Origin of the sequence: Rhodococcus sp. 15-2388-1-1a (assembly GCF_002259145.1) — a bacterium.
Lineage (GTDB): Bacteria > Actinomycetota > Actinomycetes > Mycobacteriales > Mycobacteriaceae > Rhodococcoides.
The window spans coordinates 217,616-239,709 of record NZ_NPFP01000046.1 but is presented as its reverse complement, the minus strand read 5'-3'; the positions used below and the strand labels follow the sequence as shown (position 1 = coordinate 239,709).

Below are 22,094 nucleotides of genomic sequence, written 5' to 3'. Positions count from 1 at the left end.
GCTGATGCACAACCCCGATGTTCGACGCGTTCTGCTCGAGTCGCCGAATCCCCTCGTCGTCGACCTCGGGTACGGGGCGATGCCGAACACGACCCTCGAGCTGGCCGGTCGACTGCGCACCGTCCGGCCCGATCTCCGAGTCACCGGTCTCGAGATCGACCCCGCACGCGTCGTACCGGGGAGTGACGGCGTGAAGTTCGCCCGCGGCGGTTTCGAGCTGGCGGGCTTGCGCCCCAACCTGGTGCGGGCGTTCAACGTACTGCGGCAGTACCCCGAGGATGCGGTACCTGCTGCCTGGCAACGCATTCTGGCGGGTCTGGCCCCCGGCGGCCTACTGATGGACGGCACCTGCGACGAGCTCGGTCGACGCTGCGCCTGGGTGTTGCTCGACGCCGATGGGCCGCGCTCGCTGACGCTGGCATGGGATCCGTTCGACGTCGAGATGCCGTCGGACATCGCGGAACGGCTACCGAAGGTGTTGATACATCGCAACATCGAGGGTGAGCTCGTGCACGATCTGCTTCGACGAGCCGACAGAGCGTGGTCGGTGTCGGCACCGCTGGCACCGTTCGGGCCTCGAATTCGGTGGCGCGCAGCCATGAAAGTACTTGTCGAACAAGGCCTTCCGATCACACTCCCCCGCCGACGGATGCGAGACAACGTGCTGACCGTCCCCTGGTCGACGGTCGCACCTGCACCGTGAATCGGGTGCAGCCGACCGCGCTCAGCGCGGCCGGCTGCACCCGATCCCGCGGCTACGTGCAGGCAGACAGTGCCAGTTCGACGCGTTCGGCCACTCGGTCGGTGCTGCTTCCCGCCTCGGAGTACAGCGTCTGCGGGTCGACGCGACCGATCGCGACGGCGTCGCACACCACCTCGTCGAGGGTGATCTGGGAGATGCCACCAGCGGCGAGGTCGAGCACCGTACGCACCGGCGTGGTGAGGTTGAACGTGCCTGCAGATTCGACGTCCCGTGGCTCGAGTCGTAGGCGATGAACCGCCAGCCTGGTGTCGGTCAGTCGAAGGTCGCCGAATGCGCAGACGTGTACGAATTGCGGGTGCAGGTGCCCGAATCCGTGTAGCTCCGCCGCGCTCTGGTGCGAGATCACGGCCTCACCGCCGAACCAGGCGCACCACATGGCGAACACTTCGAGTTCGCTGCGTGGCCACTGGCCGAGTCGGAACAGGTTGCGCTCGACGCGAGTCCACGTGTTCGTGGCCAGATTGACGCGCACCATCGCAGAATCGAAGCCGAGTTCGCCGGCCTGCTCGGCCGTGAAATAGCCGTCCTGACGAGTGGCCAACGAGTGCAGCTCGTGCACGCTCGGTCCTGTCGTACTCATGACGCAAGCCTACGTCACAATGTGTTACAGGTCACAAAGTTTCGCACCGAGAACACGGGTTCGGCGAGTTTCACAGAGCTTGCTCAGAATCATCGGGAAGACTGCCAGGAATGTCATCCACAGCAAGGCGCAGCACCGCACCGCTGATCGCAGTCTCCGTCGTTGTCGTCCTCCTCGTCGCCGTCATCGGTGGCGAGTTGTTCGTGCGTCAGCAGATCAAATCCTGTCTCGCCGGACAGCTCGAATCCGAGCTCGGCAGCCAGGTCGAGGTCGGTCTCGGCCTCAAGCCGGTCCTGCTCTCGCTGGTGGACAAGAAGGTCTCCTCGGTGACCGTCGACAGCAACGACGCGCGCTTCGGACCCGCCGAGGGCATGGTAGTCCAGGCCGAGGCACGTGATCTGAATCTGACGCAGACCGCCGACTCCGGCGGCACCATCGGCAGCTCGAGCGCCGACATCTCGTGGTCGACCGACGGCATCACCCGCACCCTGCAGAGCCAGGGCATCGGCGCGATCGTCTCCGGCGTCACCTCGGATGCATCGGCGGGCACCCTCGACTTCGCCGTCGGCGCTCTGGCGAACCTCACCGTCAAGCCGCAGGTCGTGGACGGCAGGGTCGACTTCCAGACCGTCGACGCGTCGATCCTGGGTCTCGGCATTCCCACCGATCTGGTCGACTCCGTCGTCGGCGTGCTGACCGACAGCCTGCAGGCCTACCCGCTGGACATGGCTCCGACGTCGCTGACCGTCACCGACAGCGGCATCGAGCTAACGCTCGAAGGCGGGCAGTACACGATTCCGGTGACCCAGCAGGATCAGAATCAGCCGACTCCCGAGGGTTGCTCGCTCGTCGCGTGATCCACGCAGTCGCTCTAGCTCAATCCGTCCAGCACCGCGCGGGTGCCCGAGAGTCCCAATCGTGTTGCGCCCGCGTCGATCATGGCCAGGGCGGCGTCCGTGGTGCGGATGCCGCCGCTGGCCTTGACGCCCAGTCGACCGCCGACGGTCTCTGCCATCAATCGCACGGCTTCGACGCTCGCTCCGCCGGCCGGGTGGAATCCGGTGGACGTCTTGACGAAGTCGGCACCGGCCTTCTCGGCGGCGCGGCACACCTCGACGATCGCGTCGTCGGACAGCGCTGCAGATTCGATGATGACCTTGAGGACGGCGCTTCCGGCGATCCCTTCGCGGACGGTGACGATGTCGGCCAACACCGCGTTGTAGTCCCCCGCGATGGCCGCGCCGACGTCGATCACCATGTCGACTTCGTCGGCACCCTGCTGCACCGCGAGCCTGGCCTCGGATCCCTTGATCAGCGAATGATGCTTGCCCGACGGGAATCCGGCGACGACGGCGGTGAGCATTCCCTCGGCGCGAATCGGCAGCATCGACGGCGATACGCACACGGCGAGTACTCCGAGCTCGCGGCCTTCCTCGATGAGGGCGGCCACGTCGGCCTGGGTGGCTTCGGGCTTGAGCAGGGTGTGGTCGACCATTCCGGCGAGGGCGGCGCGGGTGAGTGTCATGCGGTCCAGCTTTTCACAGCTCTGCCATTCGTAACCCTGTCGGTCTACGATTTTCGGTCATGACCGCAGCGTCGCTCGCCGCCACCTTCAACGCCACCATCAGGGAGTTCGACGGCCTGACCCCGCAGGTGTGGGGCCCGGCCGGGCAGTCTCTCGTTTTCGCACTCCGATTGGCCACCGGCGACGCGGTTCTCGACGTCTGTTCCGGCACCGGGGCGTCGGCCGTTCCTGCGGCCGCGGCGGTGGGCCCGGACGGTCTCGTGCATGCCATCGATCTCGCCGACGACCTGTTGGAGGTGGGCCGCGTGAAAGCCACCGATCGCGCCCTGCGCAACATCGACTTCGTTCTCGCCGACGCCACCGAGTGGGAGCCGCCGTCGACGGTTCCCGATGCCGGATACGACGCGCTGGCCTGTTCGTACGGCATCTTCTTTCTGCCCGATCCCGAGGGGGACTTCGCTCGTCTGGTGTCTCTGGTTCGTCCGGGCGGTCGCGTCGGGGTGACGGTGTGGCGTAAGGGTGCGATCGAGGCGTTCGCGAGCACGTACTTCGAGGTGATCGGTGCGCACTCGCCGCCGAACGAGCACGACGGGCCACTCGCGCAGGACGGGTACGACAAGCACCCGATTCGTCGAATGGAGACGGCGGATCTTCTGTCCGCATGGCTCACCGCGGCCGGCACCACCGATGTCGAGGTCGTGGAGCTGTCCAACCACGTTCCCGCAACGGAGTCGTTCGTGTGGGATCTCGTGCTGGGCAGCGCGATGCGGGGCGCGCTGACACCGTTCGACGATGGGACCCGGACGCAGATCCGTGCCGAGTTCACTGCGCTGCTGACCGAGCGCGGAATCGATTCGATCGATCTCGGGACACTGGTGGCAACCGGGGTACGGACGCCCTGAGACAATCGGCGGTATGAGTTCTTCCGTATCCGAGGATCGCCGCTACGTCCTGTCGCTCGGTTGCCCCGACAAGACGGGCATCGTCGCCCGCATCTCGACCTTCCTCGCCGAGGTCGGTGGATGGATCGTCGAGGCCGCTTATCACGCCGATCCCGACACCGGCTGGTTCTTCACCCGGCAGGCCGTACGCGCGTCGTCCGTGGACATGACCATCGAGGAGCTACGCACCCGTTTCGCCGTGGTCGCCGCCGAGCTCGGCCCGGAAACCGAATGGACACTTCATGATTCGGGTGAACCCAAGCGCGTGGTCCTGCTCGTCAGCAAGGAAGCACACTGCTTGCACGACCTCCTCGGCCGCGCAGCGGGCGGCGAGCTGCCCGCTCAGATCTCCGCGGTGATCGGCAACCACAAGTCGCTCGAGCCGATCGCCGCCGCGCACGGCACCCCGTTCCATCACGTCGAGTTCGCGAAGGAACCCTCCGAGCGCGGGCCTGCTTTCGAGGAAGTGCGATCGCTGGTCGATTCCTACGACCCCCACGCGGTGGTGCTGGCACGGTTCATGCAGGTTCTCCCCGAGTCGCTGTGCACGCACTGGGCGGGCCGGGCCATCAACATCCATCACAGCTTCCTGCCGTCGTTCGTCGGCGCACGTCCGTACCACCAGGCATTCGCGCGGGGCGTGAAACTGATCGGGGCGACGTGCCACTACGTGACGGCCGAGCTCGACGCGGGTCCGATCATCGAGCAGGACGTCATCCGCGTCGACCATTCCGACGAGGTGGCCGACATGGTGCGTCAGGGCCGCGACATCGAGAAGCTGGTGCTCTCCCGAGGCCTGCGGTGGCACCTGGAGGATCGTGTCCTGGTGCACGGCCGCAAGACCGTGGTGTTCAGCTAGGCGAGACCCGAACGATCACAGGTTCCGGAGCCGAACCACTTCGGCGTTGAATTCGTCGATTGCCTCGACGGAACTCATGTGTCCGATGCCCGGGATCACGATCAGTCGGCTCAGGTGATCGTGATCGTCCAGGGCGCGGGCGAGTTTGCGAGCGTGCACGGGCGGGGTCAATCGGTCGGCCGATCCGACGAGCACGCTGGTGGGGACGGACATGTTCTCGAGCGCTTCGTGGATGTCGAGGTCCGTGAGTGCCGCACCCCAGATGCCGCGGGTACGCGGCGCGCATTCGAGCACGATCTTCTCGCAGAACGCCACCTCGGCAGCAGTAGCACTGGGTGCCATGGAGATGTATTTGATGGCTTGGCGCACCACCGGTGACGGGCGCAGCGGAAGTGCCGAGCTGAGCACGGCCTTCCCCACGGGGGTCGGGACGCGCGGGAAGCGTTGCGGCAGTGGGATGACGGTGGTTTCGCGTACGAGCGAGTCGGTCGCGGTGCTGGCGAGCAGCACGGCACTGACGAGTCGATCGACCTGCTCGGGATAGTTCCCGGCCCACGCCATGATCGACATGCCGCCCATGCTGTGGCCCACCAGGACGGCCTTGTTGTCCTCGGCGACGGTGGCGGAGAGGATGGCGGCGAGATCGTCGGCCAGCCCGTCGGGGCTCAGCGGTCGCGTTCCCACGTCGCTGCGGCCGTGGCCACGCTGGTCGTAGGCAATGACGCGGTAGCGGCCGGCGAGGGCGTTGATCTGCGGAAACCAGTAGTCGGCCGAGCAGGTCCAGCCGTGACTGAAGACGATCGGTTCGGCATCGGCGTCACCGTAGCTGCGAACGTGCAGGTGCGCACCGTCGTCGGTGACCACCTCGGTGACGATCGGCTCGATCGTGGGGTGTTTCAGAAGCTCGTCGGGCCGAACATCGGTCGTCCTGGTGAACGAATGCAGGCGACGCCGCCGGACGACGAATGCACCGACGGAGGCCGCCGCGGCCGCGCCGCCGATTCCGAACAGCACACGTTCGACTACCTTGCGTGAAACCACAGAAAATCCCCTCTACCTCGACCCCCTGGCGGGTGCGGTAGACGGTACGCCCACGATCTCGTGAGCGTCGATGCGGCTGCCTACCAGCGGGGTCCGCGTTGAATGCTGTCGATCTTCGGTCGCACGTCGACGAGGTACACGCACACGGCGACGACACCGATGATGCCCAGGAATCCGATCACTCCGGAGACCAGGATAAGGAGCAGACCCACGAAAAGAATGGCCAGCCAAGCGTTCTTGGTGAGCTTGTCCACGGCAGGGAAGGCGTCGGCGCGCTGACGCAGGGCATGGAAGATCGCGAATCCTGCGCCTACCACTCCGAGGATCTGCAGAAAGGTCAGGATGTAGTAGCTGAAGCTGCCGGCGATGCTCACGCGGCCAGTGTACGAGAAACGACCCCCGCACCGCGCGGCGCAGGGGTCGTTTTCTTTACGATTGCTTTAGCGAGTGGTCTTCTTCGCCGGAGCCTTCTTGGCCGGAGCCGGCGCGGTCTTCTTGGCAGCCGGTGCCGGTGCCGTCTTCTTCGCGGGTGCCGGAGCAGGCTTCTTGATCGGCGAGTTCGCGCTGCTGCGGGTCTTGGCCTCGACCTTGCCTGCCACGCCGCTCACCTTGTCGGAAGCCTCGACGGCCTTGTCCTTGGCCTCGTCGCCTGCTTCGTCGATGTTCTCGGCGATCTCGTCGGCGGCCTCGGAGATTTCCTCGGCACCTTCACGAACCTTGTCCGACGCGAGGCCGGCCAGGGCAGCGGCGCGCTCGCCGACTGCGCGGGTCTGCGAGGCGACGGTTCCGAGGGCCTGCTCGGTGAGGTCGACGACGTCGTTGGCAGCGGTGTTGGCGCGCTCGAGGCCTTCTTCGACGGCCGGGGTGCGGCGGATGCGCTCGACGGTCTCTTCGCCGCGCTCGGCGAGCGAGGTGTAGAGGTCGGAGGCGACCTTGAGGTATGCCTCGGCCACCTTGCGGAGCTCTTCGGGGGTGAAGCGCTCGCGGAGTTCGGCGATCTCGTCGGGAAGCTCTGCGGGCAGGTTCGCCAGGCGCTCGCGCAGGCTCTCGACGCCTTCGGTGACGTCCTCGGAGATGTCGGCGATGCGGGCGTTGACCTCGCTGGTACGGCTCTCGGCGCGCGAGCGCACCTGAGCGACGACGTCCGCTACTGCCTGGACGACGGCGTCGCCTGCACCGACGGCTGCGAAGATGGGGGTCTTGACGTTCTCGAAGTTCTTGGAATCAGACATCGGGTGTCTCCTGTTCGTCGGGTTCGGGCTCCTGCGTCGACTCGTTCTCACGACAGAACGAGTCGTAGATCTCGATCAGCACTTGCTTCTGCCGTTCGGTGATGTGCTCATCGCCGAGCAGAGCTTCGCGCACCGGACCGTGGGGACGCGCTTCCAAGATCCCGGCCCGGACGTACAGCACCTCCGAGGAGACGCGCAGACCCTTGGCTATCTGCGCTAGCACTTCGGCGGACGGATTGCGCAGTCCGCGTTCGATCTGGCTGAGGTAGGGGTTGCTCACTCCGGCCCGACTGGCGAGTTGCCGCATCGAAACCTGCGCGGCTTCCCGTTGCGATCGGATGTAGCTGCCTATGTCCTGTGCTGCAGTCGTGACGACTGCGGCAACAAGATCCCCCGCCTCGGCGACGACCTGCGTCGCCTCGGTCGCCTTTGCGACCAGATCCCCCTCGTCATCGGCCATCTCGGCCTCCTGTTTTCGGTGTCCTACTGGACGGTACCGAAGGGTGCTAACTATTGCAAGCACTCTGCTAGCACTAGTGCCCGAAGATCAGATCCGAGATCGTGTAGATGGCAAGACCGGCGATGGAACCGACGACGGTTCCGTTGATGCGAATGAACTGCAGATCACGTCCCACCTGCAGTTCGATCTTCTTGCTCGCTTCCTCGGCGTCCCAGCGCGCGACGGTGTCGCCGATGATCGTGGTGATCTCGTCGGCGTAGTTCGCGGCGATGTAGCTCGCGCCACCGAGGAGCCAACCGTCGACCTTGCCGCGCAGGTCCTCGTCGTCGCGCAGACGGACGCCGAGGTTGGCGGTGTTCTCCTTGATCTTGGTGCGCAGCGTGCTCGTCGGATCGTCCACCGACTCGGTGATCAGCCGCTTGGCCACCTTCCACGTCGCCGCAGCGAGGCCGGTGATCTCCTCGCGTCCCATGATCTGCGCCTTGAGCTTCTCGGCCTTCTCGATGGTCACCGGATCGTGCTGCAGGTCGTTGGCGTAGTCGATGAGGAACTTGTTCGCGGCCTGACGGACGTCGTGCTCGGGGTTGGAGCGAATCTTCCAGGTGAACTCGACGAGTTCCTTGTAGACCTTCTCCCCCAGCAGAGTGTCGACGAACTTCGGCGACCAGTTCGGGGAATCCCTCGCGACGACGCGATCGATCATCTCCTGGCTGCCGAGCGCCCACTGGTGAGCGCGCTCGGCGAGCATGTCGATCAATGGCAGCTGACGGTTCTCGCGGAGCAACTCGTCGAGGATGCGGCCGATCGGCGGACCCCACTGCGGATCGGCGAGTCGACGCACGATGGTGCTGTCGATGACGGCGGTGATGTCCTCGTCGTTGAGTACGTCGACGACGCCGTGCAACACGGTCGCCGCCTCGGCCGCGACGCGTTCGGCGTTGTCGGGCTGGGCGAGCCAGGTACCCAATCGCAGCGGAACCTGCGCCGACGCGACCTTCTCGGACACCACCTCGGGCGCAAGGAAATTGCTGCCGACGAACGAACTCAGGCTCGCGCCCAGCTGGTCCTTCTTCTTCTTGATCAGAGCCGTGTGCGGAATCGGGATACCCAGCGGGTGCTTGAACAGTGCCGTCACCGCGAACCAGTCGGCGAGTGCGCCCACCATGCCCGCCTCCGACGCCGCTCGGACGTAGCCGACCCAGGCACCTGCGCCCGTCGACTCCTGCCATCGGCAGAAGAGATAGACGATCGATGCGAAAACGAGAAAGCCCGTCGCGACTGTTTTCATCTTGCGGAGGTCGCGACGTTTGGTCTCGTCGTCGAAGTTCATGAGCTGCACAACCGACATTGTGCCCAGAAATGTGGCAGATCAACCGGACGCAGCCTGCAATGGTGTCGGACAAGGCGCATAGGGTGGGGTTGTGGCGAGAAATACGACGGAGGCAAAGCTGAACGAGTCCGAGCCGAGCGAGGACAAGCCGAAGGTCGAGAAGCCGGACGGCCGAAAGCGTCGGTGGCGTGAGCACAAGATCGCGCGCCGCGAAGAGCTCGTCGACGGCACGTTGGCCGCGATCCGGTTGCGAGGCCGCGAAATCGGGATGGACGAGATCGCGTCGGAGATCGGTATTTCCAAGACGGTGCTCTACCGCTACTTCACCGACAAGAACGACCTGACGAGCGCGACGATGTCGCGGTACGTCGAGACGACTCTCGCACCTCGCATCTACGCTGCGATCTCACACGAGCTCGACGAGTACGAGCTCACTCGCGTCGTGGTGACCGCGTACGTCGAGACGGTGGCCACCGATCCCGAGGTGTACCTGTACGTCATGGCGAACAACGCCGGCAACAACCGCGACGTGGTTGCCGAGTCCGAGCGAATGATCGCCGAGTTGCTCTCCACCGTGTTGGGTGAACGCCTACGGCAACGCGAGATGGATTCCGGTGGCTCGGTGCCGTGGGCCTTCGCCATCGTCGGTGCGGTTCAGTTGGCCACGCACTGGTGGATCTCCAACAAGTCGATGTCCGCCGACGATCTGATCGACTATCTCTGCATGATGATGTGGGGCGGAATCCACGGGGTCGCCATGGCCGACGGCTCCCCCGCGAAGTTCAAGTCGCAGCCGCATCCGCTGGTCGACGAAGAGCCGAACACGCCTTAGCGCTCGTCGTACCCGTCGTCGTCCAGGGGTACTTCTGCTCGTTGATCCAGCACGTCCATGGCGTCGGCCTCGATGGGCAGCTCATCCGCACTCGGCTCGTCGGGCTCGTCCACGATCGGCAGGTTCTGCAGGGCGCGATCCTCGGCCGGAGTTTCGATGGGTGATTCGCTCATGGGTCCATTCGTACCATCGCTCGTCGGTTTGGGATCCGGCCCCGTCGGACATTCGAACGGTATGACTAACGAAACCTTGACCGGACGCCGCGTCGCCATTCTCGCCACCGACGGGGTCGAGCAAGTCGAGCTGGTTCAGCCTCGCGAAGCCGTCGAAAATGCCGGAGCCACAGTCACATTGGTCGCACTCGACCATGGCGACATCCAAGCGATGGAGAGCGACGTCAATGCCGCCGACACCTTCACGGTCGACCGCGTCGTCGCCGAGGTCTCCGCGGACGACTTCGACGCACTGATTCTGCCCGGCGGCACCACCAACCCCGATCAACTTCGCGTCGACGCGGACGCAGTGGAGTTCGTCCGCGCCTTCGTGCAGGCCCGCAAGCCCGTCGGCGTCATCTGCCACGGTGCCTGGACCCTCGTCGAGGCCGATGTTCTGAAGGGTCGGACGTTGACGTCCTACCCGAGCATCCGAACCGACATTCGAAACGCGGGAGGAACCGTCGTCGACGAAGAAGTCGTGGTCGACGGCAACCTGGTGTCGAGCCGCGATCCGGACGACCTGCCGGCCTTCTGCGCGAAGATCGTGGAGCATTTCGCCGCTTGATAGGTTAGCGTGCCCTATGCGCATCTCACGTTCGTCGGCTCTGCCTGCGGCAGCCCTCGCCCTTGCCCTCACCCTCACCGCATGCAGCTCCGACGGTAGTGACTCCGACGGCGCCACCGACTCGGCCGAGTCCGGTGGCGTCGTCGTGACCGACATGTTCGGCGAGGTCGAGGTACCTGCGAACCCGCAGCGAGTGGTCGCGCTCGGATGGTCGGACGCCGAAACCGCGCTGGCGCTCGGCGTCCAGCCCGTCGGTGCCAGCGACTGGCTCGGCGTCGGCGGAAACGGGCTCGGTCCGTGGGTCGACGAGACCTACGACACCGACCCCACGATCGTGGGCACCTTCGACGTCGACATGGAATCGATCGCGGCGCTGGCGCCGGATCTGATCCTGTGGACTCGCAGCACCAACGACAAAGCCGTCTACGACGACCTGTCCGAGATCGCCCCCACTGTTGCGGCGCCGCCCGGAACCGACGTCGCCTACGGCACCACGTGGGACGGCCAGACCGAGATCGTCGCCCAAGCGCTCGGAAAGGTAGACGAGGGCAAGAAACTCGTCGACGACACCAAGACACTGTTCGACGACACCATCGCGGCCAACCCCGAATTCGCCGACAAGACCGTCGCCGTCGGAACGCTCTACAGCGGACAGGTCGGTGCCTACGTCCGCGGCGACACCCGCGTCGACTTCCTCGAATCACTCGGCCTGACCAACACCCCGGCCATCCAGACCCTCGCCGAACCCGGAGCGTTCAGCATCGAACTGTCGGAGGAGAACATCGCCGCGCTCGACGCCGACCTCACCGTCATGTTCCCCATCGGCACCGGACCCGAGGTGATCACCGACAACCCGTCGATCCAGGGCCTTCCGTCGGCACGCGACGGACGCCTCGTCGTACTCGGTGACACGAACCTGTCCAACGCATTCTCGGCCGCCTCGGTCGCAGGCACCCGATACGCACTCGAGAACGCCGTGCCATTGTTCGCGGCACCGCTGAAGGGCTAGGTCACACCCTCCTAGGAGGGCCTGTCACACTCTCCCTGGCGGGCTTGTCACACTCTCCCTGGCGGGAAGCCACCCGCGGCGATCGGGCCCCAGGTGTCGATCACGATGCGTATCAACGACTTTCCCTGCTTCACCATCGCCGCGCGGTACTCGTCCCAGTCCGAGTGCTCGCCGGCGATGCTGCGGAAGTACTCCACCAGAGGTTCGACGGCGTCGGGAAGATCGATGATCTCGGCCGTACCGTCGACCTGGACGTAGTCGCCGTTCCAGTCGTCACTGTGCACCAGCACCGTGACGGCGGAGTTGCGGCGGATGTTGAGCACCTTCGCGCGCTCGGGGTAGGTGGCGATGACGATGCGGCCTTCCGAGTCCACCCCGGCGGACACCGGGGAGACCTGCAGACCGTCGTCGCGCTTGCGGGTGATCAGGGTGTGGTGGTGCCGCGGAGAGACGAACTCGAGCATTTGCTCACGCGACACGGTTTCTGCTTTTGCAATGGTAGGGGCCATGAATCCCATGGTAGAGAAGTAGTCTTCCGCCTATGGCCGACAAGTCGAAACTGTGGACGCTCTCTCCCGTCGATGTGCTGCGCGCCAGCGCCTCTCCCCGTGTGGAGGACATCGACTTCACGGCAACTCCGGGTTTCGACGGCGCGAAAGCACACGGCAACGACGTCCTCGAGCAGCGCGGAGCGGTGCTGGCGGCACTCCAGGAAAAGCTCTACGCCCACGGCCGCGCAGGCGGCACCAAGTCGGTTCTGCTGGTGCTGCAGGGCATGGACACCGCAGGCAAGGGCGGCATGGTCAAGCACGTCATCGGGATGGTCGATCCGCAGGGCGTCGACCTCGCGTCGTTCGGGGTACCCACCCAGCAGGAGAAGCAGCACCACTACCTGTGGCGCATCCGCAAAGCCCTTCCACGGGCCGGCCGGATCGGGGTGTTCGATCGGTCCCACTACGAGGACGTTCTCGTCGTCGCGGTCCACGACCTCGTGCCACGGCAGGTGTGGGAGAAGCGATTCGACGAGATCAACGCCTTCGAGAAGGAACTGGTCGACGAGGACACGGTCGTCGTCAAGGTGGCCTTGTTCGTGTCGGCCGACGAGCAGAAGAAGCGATTGCAGGAGCGGCTCGATCGACCCGAGAAGCACTGGAAGTACAACCCGGGCGACGTCACCGAGCGTGGCTTCCTACCGCAGTACCGAGAGGCGTATCAGCGGGTGCTCGATCGTACGGACTTCGATCATGCGCCGTGGTACGTCGTTCCGGCCGACCGCAAGTGGTACAGCAGACTTGCGGTCACGGAGATCCTGATCGACGCCCTGGAGAAGCTCGATCTCGATTGGCCCACAGCAGATTTCGACGTCGAGCACGAGAAGAAGCGGCTGGCCGAGAGCTGAACCCGCTTCGAAGACGTGAATGGTCCATCAACCCCCGTCTGGGCAGGTCAATGGACCATTCACGCGTCCAAGGAGACAGTTACAGCGTGGCTGCGTCGATCACGAAGCGGTAGCGCACGTCGGACTTGACGACGCGGTCGTATGCCTCGTTGATCTTCTCGGCCGGGATGACCTCGATCTCGGCGCCGATGTGGTGCTCGGCGCAGAAGTCCAGCATTTCCTGCGTCTCGGCGATGCCACCGACCATCGAACCGGCGAAGGAACGACGGTTGGCCAGCAGGTTGAACGCGGGCACCTCGAGGGGCTTCTCGGGAACGCCCAGCTCGACGAGGGTGCCGTTGCGGGCGAGCAGTCCGAGGTACTTGCCCATCGGCAGGTTCGCGGAGACCGTGTTGAGGATGAGGTCGAACTTGCCCTGCAGATCCTTGAGGGCGGTGGTGTCCTTGGTGGCGTAGTACTCGTCGGCACCGTAGGCCTTGCCGTCGGCTTCCTTGGCGTCCGTCTGGCTCAGCACGGTGACGTGAGCACCGAGTGCGTGCGCGATCTTGACGCCGATGTGGCCCAGGCCGCCCATGCCGATGATGGCGACCTTCTTGCCCGGTCCTGCTCCCCAGTGCTTGAGCGGCGAGTACAGGGTGATGCCCGCGCACAGCAGCGGTGCGGCAACGTCGAGCTCGACGCCTTCCGGGATGCCGAGAACGAACTTCTCCGTCACGACGATCTGGGTGGAGTAGCCGCCGTGGGTGAACTCGCCCTCGTAGGTCTTCGAGTTGTACGTCTGGACGACGCCCTTGGTGCAGTACTGCTCGTCGCCGTCCTTGCACGCCTCGCACTCGCCACAGGAGTCCACGAAGCAGCCGACGCCGACGCGGTCGCCCACCTTGCGGCTGGTCACCTCGGAGCCGACCTCGGCCACGATGCCTGCGATCTCGTGTCCGGGAACGACGGGGTACGTGGTGCCGCCCCACTCGTTACGGGCGGTGTGAATGTCGGAGTGGCAGATGCCGGCGAACTTGACGTCGATGAGGATGTCGTTCGGTCCGACTGCGCGTCGCTCGATCGTCGCCTTCTCGAGCGGGGCGTCCGGAGCGGTGGCCTGGTAAGCGGTAGCTGAAGTCATATCTACATTGCTACCTACGCATCAGTGAGAGCGCAAGGCAGCTACCGCCTCGACCAGGCTATTCCTGCTCTAAACGAGTCGTTTGCAACAGTAACGTCAGCTGTTCTTGGCGATGTTGGCCCCGAGCCACAGTACGTATGCGCCCAGACCGACCAGTCCGATCTTACGCGTCTTGGGGTACGCGATCGCCGCGCCGACGGCCAATTCGGTGGCACCGTTACGACTGATCCAGGTTCTGGTGTCCTTGGGGAACGGGAGCTTGGTGATTCCCTCGAATGCCTCGGGCACCACGAAGTGGGCGGCACCGGTGGCGGCCAACCCGATCCCGAATGCCTTGGGAACCACACCGTTCGACTTCGTGGACTTGCTCACTGACACGCTCCTGTGATCGAAGTGACTGCGTTTCGCAGACCGACAATAGCGCTCCGGTGTCCGTCGCGGGGCAACCCGCCCGGGGCGGTGTCTACTTTGCGATTCGGCCGTTCTCGTAGCGATAGAAACCGGCTCCGGCTTTCTTTCCGACGCGGCCCGATTCGACCATGCGCAGCAGCAGCGGCGGTGCCAGGAAGAGAGGTTCCTCGAACTCCGAATACATGGAATCGGCAATGGCTTTGACCGTGTCGAGGCCGACGAGGTCGGCGAGTGCGAGTGGCCCCATGGGGTGCGCCAGACCCAGCACCGTCGCCTTGTCGACGTCTTCCTTGGTGGCGAATCCGGATTCGACCATGCGAATCGCAGAGAGCAGATACGGCACCAGCAACGCGTTGACGACGAAGCCCGAGCGATCTGCTGAGCGCACGACCTGCTTGCCGAGGACATCGCCTGCGAATCGCTCGGCGCGGTCGGCCACTGCCGGTGAGGTCAGGTCGGTGGTGACGAGCTCGACGAGTGGCAGTACCGGGACCGGGTTGAAGAAGTGCAGACCGACGACGCGGCCGGGTGCCGTCGTCGCGGCTCCCAGGCTCACGATGGGAATGGAGGAGGTGTTCGAGGCGATGACGGCGTCGGGGTCGGTCACCACCGAGTCGAGTTCGGCGAAGATGTCGGCCTTGATCTTCTCGTCTTCGAGTACTGCTTCGACGACGAGCTGGCGATCGCGAAAGTCGGCGAGGTCGGAGGTGAATCGCAGCCTTGCCGCAGCGTGCTCTCGCTCGCGTTCGGTGATCTTGCCGCTGCTCACTCCGCGATCGAGGGACTTCAGGATGCGGGTGCGTCCGGCGCTCGTCAGCTCACGAGTCTGTTCGTAGACCAACACGTCGACATGGGCGCGGGCACAGACCTCGGCAATTCCTGCCCCCATCTGCCCGGCTCCGACGATCCCCACCCTCTCGACCGTCACAGGAAGCTCCTAGTCATAGATGTTGCGGCACAACAGGTTCAAGTGAGATGGGGGTAACTCTTCCGGGGTACGCCCAGAACCCAGGCGATACAAATCAGGCGGCCCGCAGCGAATCGCTGGGGCCGCCTGACTGGTGCGCTAGAGGTTCGGAGAGGCGGAACTGCTCAGTGGAACTGGCCTTCTTCGGTGGAGCCCTTCAGTGCAGCCGTCGAGGTGTTGGGGTCGACGGTGGTGGCGATGCGGTCGAAGTAGCCGGCGCCAACCTCACGCTGGTGCTTGATGGCGGTGAAGCCGCGCTCTTCGGCAGCCTTGAACTCGCGCTCCTGCAGGTCGACGAACGCGGTCATGCCTTCGCGGGCGTAGCCGTGTGCCAGGTCGAACATGCCGTAGTTGAGCGAGTGGAAGCCTGCGAGGGTGATGAACTGGAACTTGAAGCCCATGGCTCCGAGTTCCTTCTGGAACTTGGCGATGGTCGCGTCGTCCAGGTGTGCCTTCCAGTTGAACGAAGGCGAGCAGTTGTAGGCGAGCAGCTGGTCCGGGAACTCGCTGCGAACCGACTCGGAGAACTTCTTGGCGACCTCGAGATCCGGCACGCCGGTCTCCATCCAGATGAGGTCGGCGTACGGGGCGTAGGCCTTCGCACGGGCGATGCAGGGCTCGATGCCGTTCTTGACGCCGAAGAATCCTTCTGCGGTGCGGGTTCCGTCGAGGAACTCACGGTCACGCTCGTCGACGTCGGAGGTGATCAGCGTGGCTGCCTCGGCGTCGGTGCGGGCGATGATGACCGACGGGACGTCGGCGACGTCGGACGCGAGGCGTGCCGAGGTGAGGGTGCGGATGTGCTGCTGGGTGGGGATCAGAACCTTGCCGCCGAGGTGGCCGCACTTCTTCTCCGATGCGAGCTGGTCCTCCCAGTGGACGCCTGCGGCGCCGGCCACGATCATGGCCTTCTGCAGCTCGTAGGCGTTCAGTGCGCCACCGAAGCCTGCTTCGGCGTCGGCGACGATCGGTGCAACCCAGTTCTTGACGGACGTGTCGCCCTCGATCTTGGCGATCTCGTCGGCGCGCAGGAGTGCGTTGTTGATGCGACGGACGACCGACGGCACCGAGTTGGCCGGGTAGAGGCTCTGGTCCGGGTAGGTGTGGCCCGAGAGGTTGGCGTCGCCTGCGACCTGCCAGCCGGAGAGGTAGATCGCCTGAAGGCCGGCGCGAATCTGCTGCACGGCCTGGTTGCCGGTGAGGGCACCCAGCGAGTTGATGTAGTCCTCGTTGTTCACGAGGTCCCAGAGGATCTCGCTGCCGCGGCGAGCGAGTGTCGCTTCTTCGACGACGGTGCCCTGGAGGTCGGAGACCTGCTGTGCGGTGAAGTTACGGGTGACGCCCTTCCAGCGGGGGTTGGTGTCCCAATCCTGCTGGATCTCGGCGATGGTCTTCGGGGTGCCGGTGGTCGACATCTTCAGCTCCAGTCTCTTCTGCTTCTCGGCCTGCCTCGAGACGAATCTTCACATCGTTGCCAGGCCCTTCTGGTGTACTCCAAAACAATGGCACACCCGAAAACAGGCGTCTACCAGTTGTTAGTGCCAATCTTGGCTAGCTTTCCCGACGCTGTTGCTAATGTTGCAAATTTTCGGTCGGCGCAAACCTCTCCGATCGGACGGCGTGGTTACTCGCCAGTAGCGATGAATCCCCAGTTGATGAACGCAATGAACAAAAACTCATACAGGACGCTTGTACGGTTTGACGGGGGCGTCTGAATCGAGTCAGAAACTGCCGATCTTGTGACTGACATCACAGTACCCCGATCTCAAGATGTGGACATGCGCGGGGCGCTCCACTCGACGCCACTTCCCACGAAATCACGCGCCCGACGCCCCCGAATGGAGCGCTACGTGCACTCATCCACAGACACGCAGCTATCCACAGGGCATTGCATTCCCCCAGGTCGAGCGCCGGAGGACACCTACAGCATCGCCGACGCTGCATCCATGACACCCGACAACACCGACGCAGGCTCCACCCCCAGACTCCAGGGTCATTCCGCAGGCTCCACTCCCGGACCCCAGGGTCATTCCGCAGGCTCCACTCCCGGACCCCAGGGTCATTCCGCAGGCTCCACTCCCGGCCCCGCCACCCTTCAGCAGCTCCTGGCCTCAGGGCTCCACCCCAGCACCGTCTCGCGGCGCTTCACCCGTGTTCTGCCGTCGGTCCACATGCGCGGGGAACCGTCGACGATGGATCGGTGTCGGGCCGTTTCGTTGTGGCGACCGGACGCCGTGCTCAGTCACCGGTCGGCCGCATACCTGCGGGGCTGGACGACCGAACCGACCACCCTCGACGCCACCGTCCCTCGCTCGGCGAGGTTGCGGCCACCGCCATGGCTTCGGCTACATCGTCGCGCACTCGATTCCAGGCTCGTCGACGAGGTCGAGTCCCTGCCGTGCACCGCGCCCGCACAGACGATTCTCGATTGCCTGGCGGTACTCCCCCGCGCCGAGGCCGAGTTGCTGATCGACGAACGCCTGAAATTCGGACTCGACCCCGCGTCACTGCTCCGCCTGCTCGAACGATTCCCGGGTCGACGCGGCAACGCAGAGTTGGCTCGCCAAGTTCGGCTGGCGGTGACCAGATTCGCCTCGGAACCGGAGCGGGCGTTGGGACGCGCGCTGCACCGGATCGGGCTGTACCTGGAGATGAATGCGGTAGTCGGTCCGTACATCTGCGACCTCGTCGACCGTCGCAGCCGAACGATCATCGAAGTGGACGGGCGTCAATTCCACAGTGCAGCTGGGGTATTCAGCAAGGATCGGCGTCGGCAGAACGCTTTGGTGCTCGATCGCTGGCTGGTGCTGCGCTACTCGGCATTCGACGTGCTGGCCGCACCGGACGTCATCGCCGGCGAGATTGCGTCGGTGATCCGGCGACGTCGGGAATCGAGGCGATGACTGCACACAGCGCTCCACTCCCGTGCCCGCGCACGATATTCATCGCGCACGCCCCCGGGAGTGGAGCACCGGTTGCAGAGAAGGCTCAGACGCGAACGCCGGTGTGCTCGTCACTGCGTGCAATCACCCTGGAATTGATCGGTGTCCGACGAGAGGAAAGCACCCCGAGCGCACCCATGGCGGCGATCACGAGTCCGCCGACGATGGCGAACAGGTCCGCGGCCAGCAATCCGGACGGGAACACCATCAGCGCGGGCGAGACCGCGAGCAGTAGGCCGAGGCCGACGTGGGTCCAGTGACTCTGTCTGGACGACGATCCGATCGCCCACAGCGCGGTCGATGCGGCGAGAATGCCGAGCACGAGGATGGCACCGGTGACTTCCTGGTCTCCCTGGACGGGCAGCCAGACGGTGGATGCGACGAGTACGGCTCCGGTGACGAATACGACGACGTCCCTGACGATTTCGGAAGTGCGTTGACGGTTGGACATGACCGCTCCTCGTGGTGCGTGGTGAATAGCTCGTATACCGGTATACGCCTTTACCTCGGCTAATGTTCCCGAACAACATCGAATTGTGACTCAGCAGCTAGTTGCCAATGCTGTTAAGTCAATTCTTCGCAGGCGTAGCCTGGCGATATGTCCAAAACCTTCGTCGGCGTGCGGCTTCGGCAGCTCCGCAGCGAACGCAGCATGAGTCAGGTGTCGCTGGCGCAGAAGCTGGGAATCTCGGCCAGTTATCTCAACCAGATCGAGCACGACGTGCGTCCACTGACGGTGCCGGTACTGCTACGGATCTCCGAGGTGTTCGGCGTCGACACGTCGTTCTTCTCCTCCGAGGACGACACCAGGCTGGTTGCCGAACTCCGCGAGGTGGCGCTCGATCAGGACATGGGCATCGACGCCGATGCGCACGAGATCGCGCAGATGGTCAGCTCGCACCCGCAGCTGGCACGAGCGATGGTCAACATGCACCGCCGATACCGCAATACGACGGCTCAGCTGTTGGCCGCTACCGAGGAGCGTTTCTCCGACGGCAGTGGCAGTGGTTCCATCAGCAAGCCGCACGAGGAAGTGCGCGACTACTTCTATCAGCGGCAGAACTATCTGCACGAATTGGACACTGCGGCAGAAGCTCTGACCTCGAGAATTCGGTTCCATCGCGCCGACGTCGGCGGCGAGATCGCCAAGCGATTGCGGACGGTCCACGACGTGCAGATCGTCAATCGCATCGACCTCGGCGAGAACGTGCTGCACCGGTTCGATCCGCAGACGCGAGTACTGGAGATCTCACCGCATCTCTCCGGCGGGCAGAAGGTGTTCAAGTACGCCGCCGAACTCGCCTATCTCGAATGCGGGGATCTGCTGAAGAAGATGGCCGACGAGGGCAATTTCACCAGCGAGTCGTCGAAGAAGCTGGCCGTGCTCGGATTCGCGAACTACTTCGCAGCCGCGACGGTGTTGCCGTACCACCAGTTCCACGACGTGGCCGAGGATTTCCGGTACGACATCGAGCGGCTCTCGGCCTTTTTCTCGGTCAGCTACGAGACCATCTGCCATCGACTCTCCACCCTGCAGAGACCCGAGCTACGGGGTGTGCCGTTCTCGTTCGTGCGGGTCGATCGCGCCGGGAACATGTCGAAGCGTCAGTCCGCCACAGGTTTTCACTTCTCGTCCAGCGGTGGCACGTGCCCGCTGTGGAACGTGTACGAGACGTTCGCCTACCCGGGCAAGATCATGACACAGATCGCCGAAATGCCCGACGGCCGCAGCTATTTGTGGATCGCGCGCACTGTGGAGCGACGCGCCGCTCGATACGGCCAGCCCGGCAAGACCTTTGCCATCGGCCTCGGTTGCGAACTGCGCCACGCCGGACGGCTGGTGTACGCCGACGGTCTGGACGTGCAGGGGTCGGCGGCGGCCACGCCCATCGGAGCGGGCTGCCGGGTGTGCGAACGCTCGAACTGCCCGCAACGTGCGTTTCCGCCACTGGGCAAGGACCTCGATATCGATGAGCACCGAAGTTCGGTGTCCCCGTATCTCGTTCGCTGAGAAGAAAGGAAGACTGCCATGACTCGAATCGGCGTCGTACTCCGACCCGAACTTGCGCCGGAGGATCTCGTCGAGGCGGCACGTGCGGCCGACCGCGCGGGCGTCGACGAGGTGTGGTTGTGGGAGGACTGCTTCTACTCCGGTGGAGTGTCCACTGCTGCACTGGTTCTCGCGAGCACCGAACGCGTGAACGTCGGCATCGGGGTGCTACCCACTCCGATGCGGAACGTGGCAGCAACAGCCATGGAGATCGCTACCATCGCCCGAGTCCGCCCGGGACGGCTCCGCGTGGGGCTCGGACACGGTGTGCAGTCGTGGATGGGCCAGATCGGGGCGCGAGTGCAGTCGCCCCTGACGTTGCTGAGCGAGCAGATGACAGCGCTCACCGCACTGTTGGCGGGCGAGAGCGTCACCGTGCAGGGTCGGTACGTCTCACTCGACAACGTGCAGCTGAATTGGCCTCCGCTGCAACCGCCGCCGCTGCTCGTCGGTGCGACGGGGCCGAAGACTCTCGCCCTGAGCGGCCGTCACGGCACGGGGACCATCCTCACGAGCGAAACGTCACCGGATCAGGTGCGAACAGCCATCGGGCACATCGACGGCGGGCCCGATCACGACGTGGTCGTCTACGTGTCGTTCGGCTCCGAGTCCGATGCGGCCCCGAGCAATATCCGACGATGGATCGACGCAGGAGCCACCACCATTGTGCTCGAACCCGCCGCGGATAGATTAGATCTTTCCGACCTGTTCGCACACGGGGCATCGTTGACACAGCAGTTCGGTTCGCCGGAGCTGCACTCGCGGTGAGCACACCTACTGCTCTCGCAGGAACCGTCCCGCGTCCGCGAACGCCCGTGCTCGACGCGTCAGCGTGGGTGGCGCAGGTTTCTCGCCGCGCCACAGGCGGTAGAGGGTGCTCATGCTCAGGATGAGTCGTTCCGGTGAGTCCCAGTGTGCGTATTGCCGGAATTCGTTCGATTTCAGCAGGTTTCGGGCGGCTTCGGTGGAGTCGAGTCCGGCGTCGAAGCAGTTGCGTCCGGCCTCGGACACCCAGGTCCAGTAGTTGCGAACGGCGCGGATCTCGTCGGTGCCGCACAGGGGTCCGTGGCCGGGGACGTAGACGGCGGCGTCGAGCTCGAGGAGATGGTCGAGGGCGTCGATCCAGTTCTGCAGCGGACCGTGCCAGAGCACCGGGGTGGCGTCGATGAACAGCAGGTCGCCGGCGAACACGACTCCGACGTCGGGTAGATGGGCGATGAGATCACCCTCGGTGTGCGCCGGGCCGAGATAACGCAGATGGACGGATCGCCCTGCCACGTCGATGGTGTCGGTGGTCTCGAAGGTGTGATCGGGCAGCCGCGGCAGAGCCCCGGGGAAGGTGGCGTCACCGCGGACCCGGTTCATGTAGGAACCCATTGCCCCGACCGGTCCCGGCACCCAGCCGATCTTCGCACCGAGAGAGGCGAACGCGTCAACCCCTTTCGGTGGTGTCTCCTCTTTCATGGCATGCAGAGACGCGGCACTTGTGGTGATGCGCGCAGTGGCGGGGACGGTGTCGTTTCCCCACCAGTGATCACCGTCGGAGTGGGTGTTGAGTACTTCGGTGATCGGCGCATCGGCAACCAGTTCGGCGGTGTCGACGGCGACCCGCTGCGCCCAGTTCACATCCCACACGGTGTCGATCAGCATCGACGCGGAACCCGGGCTCACGATCAGTCCGGTGTTGGTCTGTCCCCAACTGCCGGGCGGCCGCATGAATGCCCAGGTGTCGTCGGCGATCTGTCGGTACCCCACCTCTGTGTCTCCCACCGCCACAGGCTAGCCGGTGAGCGGCTCGTTCAGGTGGGAGACAGACCGACATTCCGTCCTGATTCGAAGCGATGCATTGGACA

The 22,094-nt window shown here is 64.7% G+C and carries 26 protein-coding genes; 11 read left to right on the top strand and 15 right to left on the bottom strand.

The window, feature by feature from the left end:
• Nucleotides 1-4: 4 nt before the first annotated feature.
• Entirely contained in the window at nt 5-703 is a 699-nt protein-coding gene (locus tag CH302_RS26020; RefSeq protein WP_037186885.1) for a methylase, read from the top strand.
• Nucleotides 704-755: 52 nt separating this feature from the next.
• On the opposite strand, the gene CH302_RS26015 is transcribed toward CH302_RS26020, so the two are convergent.
• Nucleotides 756-1,343, bottom strand: coding sequence for a type IV toxin-antitoxin system AbiEi family antitoxin domain-containing protein (locus tag CH302_RS26015; protein WP_037186882.1), 588 nt, complete (start codon nt 1,341-1,343; stop codon nt 756-758).
• A 110-nt stretch (nt 1,344-1,453) separates the two neighbouring features.
• Between CH302_RS26015 and CH302_RS26010 the strand changes: the two genes are divergently transcribed.
• Entirely contained in the window at nt 1,454-2,200 is a 747-nt protein-coding gene (locus tag CH302_RS26010; protein WP_052047274.1) for an LmeA family phospholipid-binding protein, read from the top strand.
• A gap of 14 nt (nt 2,201-2,214) precedes the next feature.
• Here CH302_RS26010 and deoC read toward each other — a convergent pair whose 3' ends face one another.
• Nucleotides 2,215-2,868 (bottom strand): deoxyribose-phosphate aldolase, encoded by a 654-nt coding sequence (gene deoC / locus CH302_RS26005; RefSeq protein ID WP_037186881.1) that lies wholly within the window; start codon nt 2,866-2,868, stop codon nt 2,215-2,217.
• A gap of 59 nt (nt 2,869-2,927) precedes the next feature.
• On the opposite strand from deoC, the gene CH302_RS26000 reads away from it, so the two are divergent.
• Both CH302_RS26000 and purU read left to right on the top strand, forming a co-directional pair.
• Complete coding sequence (locus CH302_RS26000) at nt 2,928-3,770, top strand: class I SAM-dependent methyltransferase (RefSeq protein ID WP_037186880.1); 843 nt, start codon at nt 2,928-2,930, stop codon at nt 3,768-3,770.
• A gap of 13 nt (nt 3,771-3,783) precedes the next feature.
• Nucleotides 3,784-4,668 carry a formyltetrahydrofolate deformylase gene (gene purU, locus CH302_RS25995; RefSeq protein WP_037186879.1) on the top strand — a complete coding sequence of 295 codons (885 nt, stop codon included), beginning with the start codon at nt 3,784-3,786 and terminating at the stop codon, nt 4,666-4,668.
• Between the two features lie 15 nt (nt 4,669-4,683).
• Here the strand turns inward: purU and CH302_RS25990 are convergent, their stop codons facing one another.
• From CH302_RS25990 to CH302_RS25970, 5 genes are all read right to left on the bottom strand, one after another.
• Entirely contained in the window at nt 4,684-5,709 is a 1,026-nt protein-coding gene (locus CH302_RS25990) for an alpha/beta fold hydrolase (RefSeq protein ID WP_094650120.1), read from the bottom strand.
• Nucleotides 5,710-5,789: 80 nt separating this feature from the next.
• Nucleotides 5,790-6,077 carry a DUF2516 family protein gene (locus CH302_RS25985; RefSeq protein ID WP_371828356.1) on the bottom strand — a complete coding sequence of 96 codons (288 nt, stop codon included), beginning with the start codon at nt 6,075-6,077 and terminating at the stop codon, nt 5,790-5,792.
• 72 nt (nt 6,078-6,149) lie between these two features.
• Nucleotides 6,150-6,941 carry a heparin-binding hemagglutinin gene (locus CH302_RS25980; RefSeq protein WP_037186873.1) on the bottom strand — a complete coding sequence of 264 codons (792 nt, stop codon included), beginning with the start codon at nt 6,939-6,941 and terminating at the stop codon, nt 6,150-6,152.
• A complete protein-coding gene (locus tag CH302_RS25975; protein WP_052047273.1) occupies nt 6,934-7,401 on the bottom strand; it encodes a helix-turn-helix domain-containing protein in 468 nt (155 codons plus the stop codon). The genes CH302_RS25980 and CH302_RS25975 overlap by 8 nt, the downstream gene beginning before the upstream one ends.
• Before the next feature lie 73 nt (nt 7,402-7,474).
• Nucleotides 7,475-8,749: a DUF445 domain-containing protein gene (locus tag CH302_RS25970; protein ID WP_037186872.1), complete on the bottom strand. Its 1,275-nt coding sequence runs from the start codon at nt 8,747-8,749 to the stop codon at nt 7,475-7,477.
• A 73-nt stretch (nt 8,750-8,822) separates the two neighbouring features.
• On the opposite strand from CH302_RS25970, the gene CH302_RS25965 reads away from it, so the two are divergent.
• Entirely contained in the window at nt 8,823-9,563 is a 741-nt protein-coding gene (locus tag CH302_RS25965; RefSeq protein WP_037186871.1) for a TetR/AcrR family transcriptional regulator, read from the top strand.
• On the opposite strand, the gene CH302_RS30310 is transcribed toward CH302_RS25965, so the two are convergent.
• A complete protein-coding gene (locus CH302_RS30310) occupies nt 9,560-9,736 on the bottom strand; it encodes a hypothetical protein (RefSeq protein ID WP_155292869.1) in 177 nt (58 codons plus the stop codon). The genes CH302_RS25965 and CH302_RS30310 overlap by 4 nt on opposite strands.
• 61 nt (nt 9,737-9,797) lie before the next feature.
• On the opposite strand from CH302_RS30310, the gene CH302_RS25960 reads away from it, so the two are divergent.
• A complete protein-coding gene (locus CH302_RS25960; protein ID WP_037188640.1) occupies nt 9,798-10,343 on the top strand; it encodes a type 1 glutamine amidotransferase domain-containing protein in 546 nt (181 codons plus the stop codon).
• A 16-nt stretch (nt 10,344-10,359) separates the two neighbouring features.
• Nucleotides 10,360-11,352 (top strand): iron-siderophore ABC transporter substrate-binding protein, encoded by a 993-nt coding sequence (locus CH302_RS25955; protein ID WP_037186870.1) that lies wholly within the window; start codon nt 10,360-10,362, stop codon nt 11,350-11,352.
• A 47-nt stretch (nt 11,353-11,399) separates the two neighbouring features.
• Here CH302_RS25955 and CH302_RS25950 read toward each other — a convergent pair whose 3' ends face one another.
• Nucleotides 11,400-11,861, bottom strand: coding sequence for a PPOX class F420-dependent oxidoreductase (locus CH302_RS25950; protein ID WP_037188638.1), 462 nt, complete (start codon nt 11,859-11,861; stop codon nt 11,400-11,402).
• A 32-nt stretch (nt 11,862-11,893) separates the two neighbouring features.
• On the opposite strand from CH302_RS25950, the gene CH302_RS25945 reads away from it, so the two are divergent.
• Nucleotides 11,894-12,751 (top strand): PPK2 family polyphosphate kinase, encoded by an 858-nt coding sequence (locus CH302_RS25945; protein ID WP_037186869.1) that lies wholly within the window; start codon nt 11,894-11,896, stop codon nt 12,749-12,751.
• Between the two features lie 79 nt (nt 12,752-12,830).
• Here CH302_RS25945 and CH302_RS25940 read toward each other — a convergent pair whose 3' ends face one another.
• From CH302_RS25940 to aceA, 4 genes are all read right to left on the bottom strand, one after another.
• Entirely contained in the window at nt 12,831-13,871 is a 1,041-nt protein-coding gene (locus CH302_RS25940) for an NAD(P)-dependent alcohol dehydrogenase (RefSeq protein WP_037186868.1), read from the bottom strand.
• Nucleotides 13,872-13,967: 96 nt separating this feature from the next.
• A complete protein-coding gene (locus CH302_RS25935; protein ID WP_037186866.1) occupies nt 13,968-14,243 on the bottom strand; it encodes a hypothetical protein in 276 nt (91 codons plus the stop codon).
• A 91-nt stretch (nt 14,244-14,334) separates the two neighbouring features.
• Nucleotides 14,335-15,210 (bottom strand): 3-hydroxybutyryl-CoA dehydrogenase, encoded by an 876-nt coding sequence (locus tag CH302_RS25930; RefSeq protein WP_037186864.1) that lies wholly within the window; start codon nt 15,208-15,210, stop codon nt 14,335-14,337.
• A gap of 164 nt (nt 15,211-15,374) precedes the next feature.
• The gene (gene aceA / locus CH302_RS25925) at nt 15,375-16,664 is read right to left on the bottom strand and encodes an isocitrate lyase (RefSeq protein WP_037186862.1); all 1,290 of its coding nucleotides are present in this window, start codon (nt 16,662-16,664) and stop codon (nt 15,375-15,377) included.
• 531 nt (nt 16,665-17,195) lie between these two features.
• Here aceA and CH302_RS25920 point away from each other — a divergent pair.
• A complete protein-coding gene (locus CH302_RS25920) occupies nt 17,196-18,152 on the top strand; it encodes a DUF559 domain-containing protein (protein WP_141216733.1) in 957 nt (318 codons plus the stop codon).
• Nucleotides 18,153-18,237: 85 nt separating this feature from the next.
• Here CH302_RS25920 and CH302_RS25915 read toward each other — a convergent pair whose 3' ends face one another.
• Complete coding sequence (locus CH302_RS25915) at nt 18,238-18,642, bottom strand: SPW repeat domain-containing protein (protein WP_037186859.1); 405 nt, start codon at nt 18,640-18,642, stop codon at nt 18,238-18,240.
• A gap of 147 nt (nt 18,643-18,789) precedes the next feature.
• Between CH302_RS25915 and ramB the strand changes: the two genes are divergently transcribed.
• Nucleotides 18,790-20,202, top strand: a complete 1,413-nt coding sequence (gene ramB, locus CH302_RS25910) for an acetate metabolism transcriptional regulator RamB (protein ID WP_037186857.1) — start codon at nt 18,790-18,792, stop codon at nt 20,200-20,202.
• A gap of 18 nt (nt 20,203-20,220) precedes the next feature.
• Nucleotides 20,221-21,009, top strand: a complete 789-nt coding sequence (locus CH302_RS25905; RefSeq protein WP_037186856.1) for an LLM class flavin-dependent oxidoreductase — start codon at nt 20,221-20,223, stop codon at nt 21,007-21,009.
• Nucleotides 21,010-21,015: 6 nt separating this feature from the next.
• On the opposite strand, the gene CH302_RS25900 is transcribed toward CH302_RS25905, so the two are convergent.
• A complete protein-coding gene (locus CH302_RS25900; protein ID WP_037188633.1) occupies nt 21,016-22,011 on the bottom strand; it encodes an MBL fold metallo-hydrolase in 996 nt (331 codons plus the stop codon).
• Nucleotides 22,012-22,094: the final 83 nt, after the last annotated feature.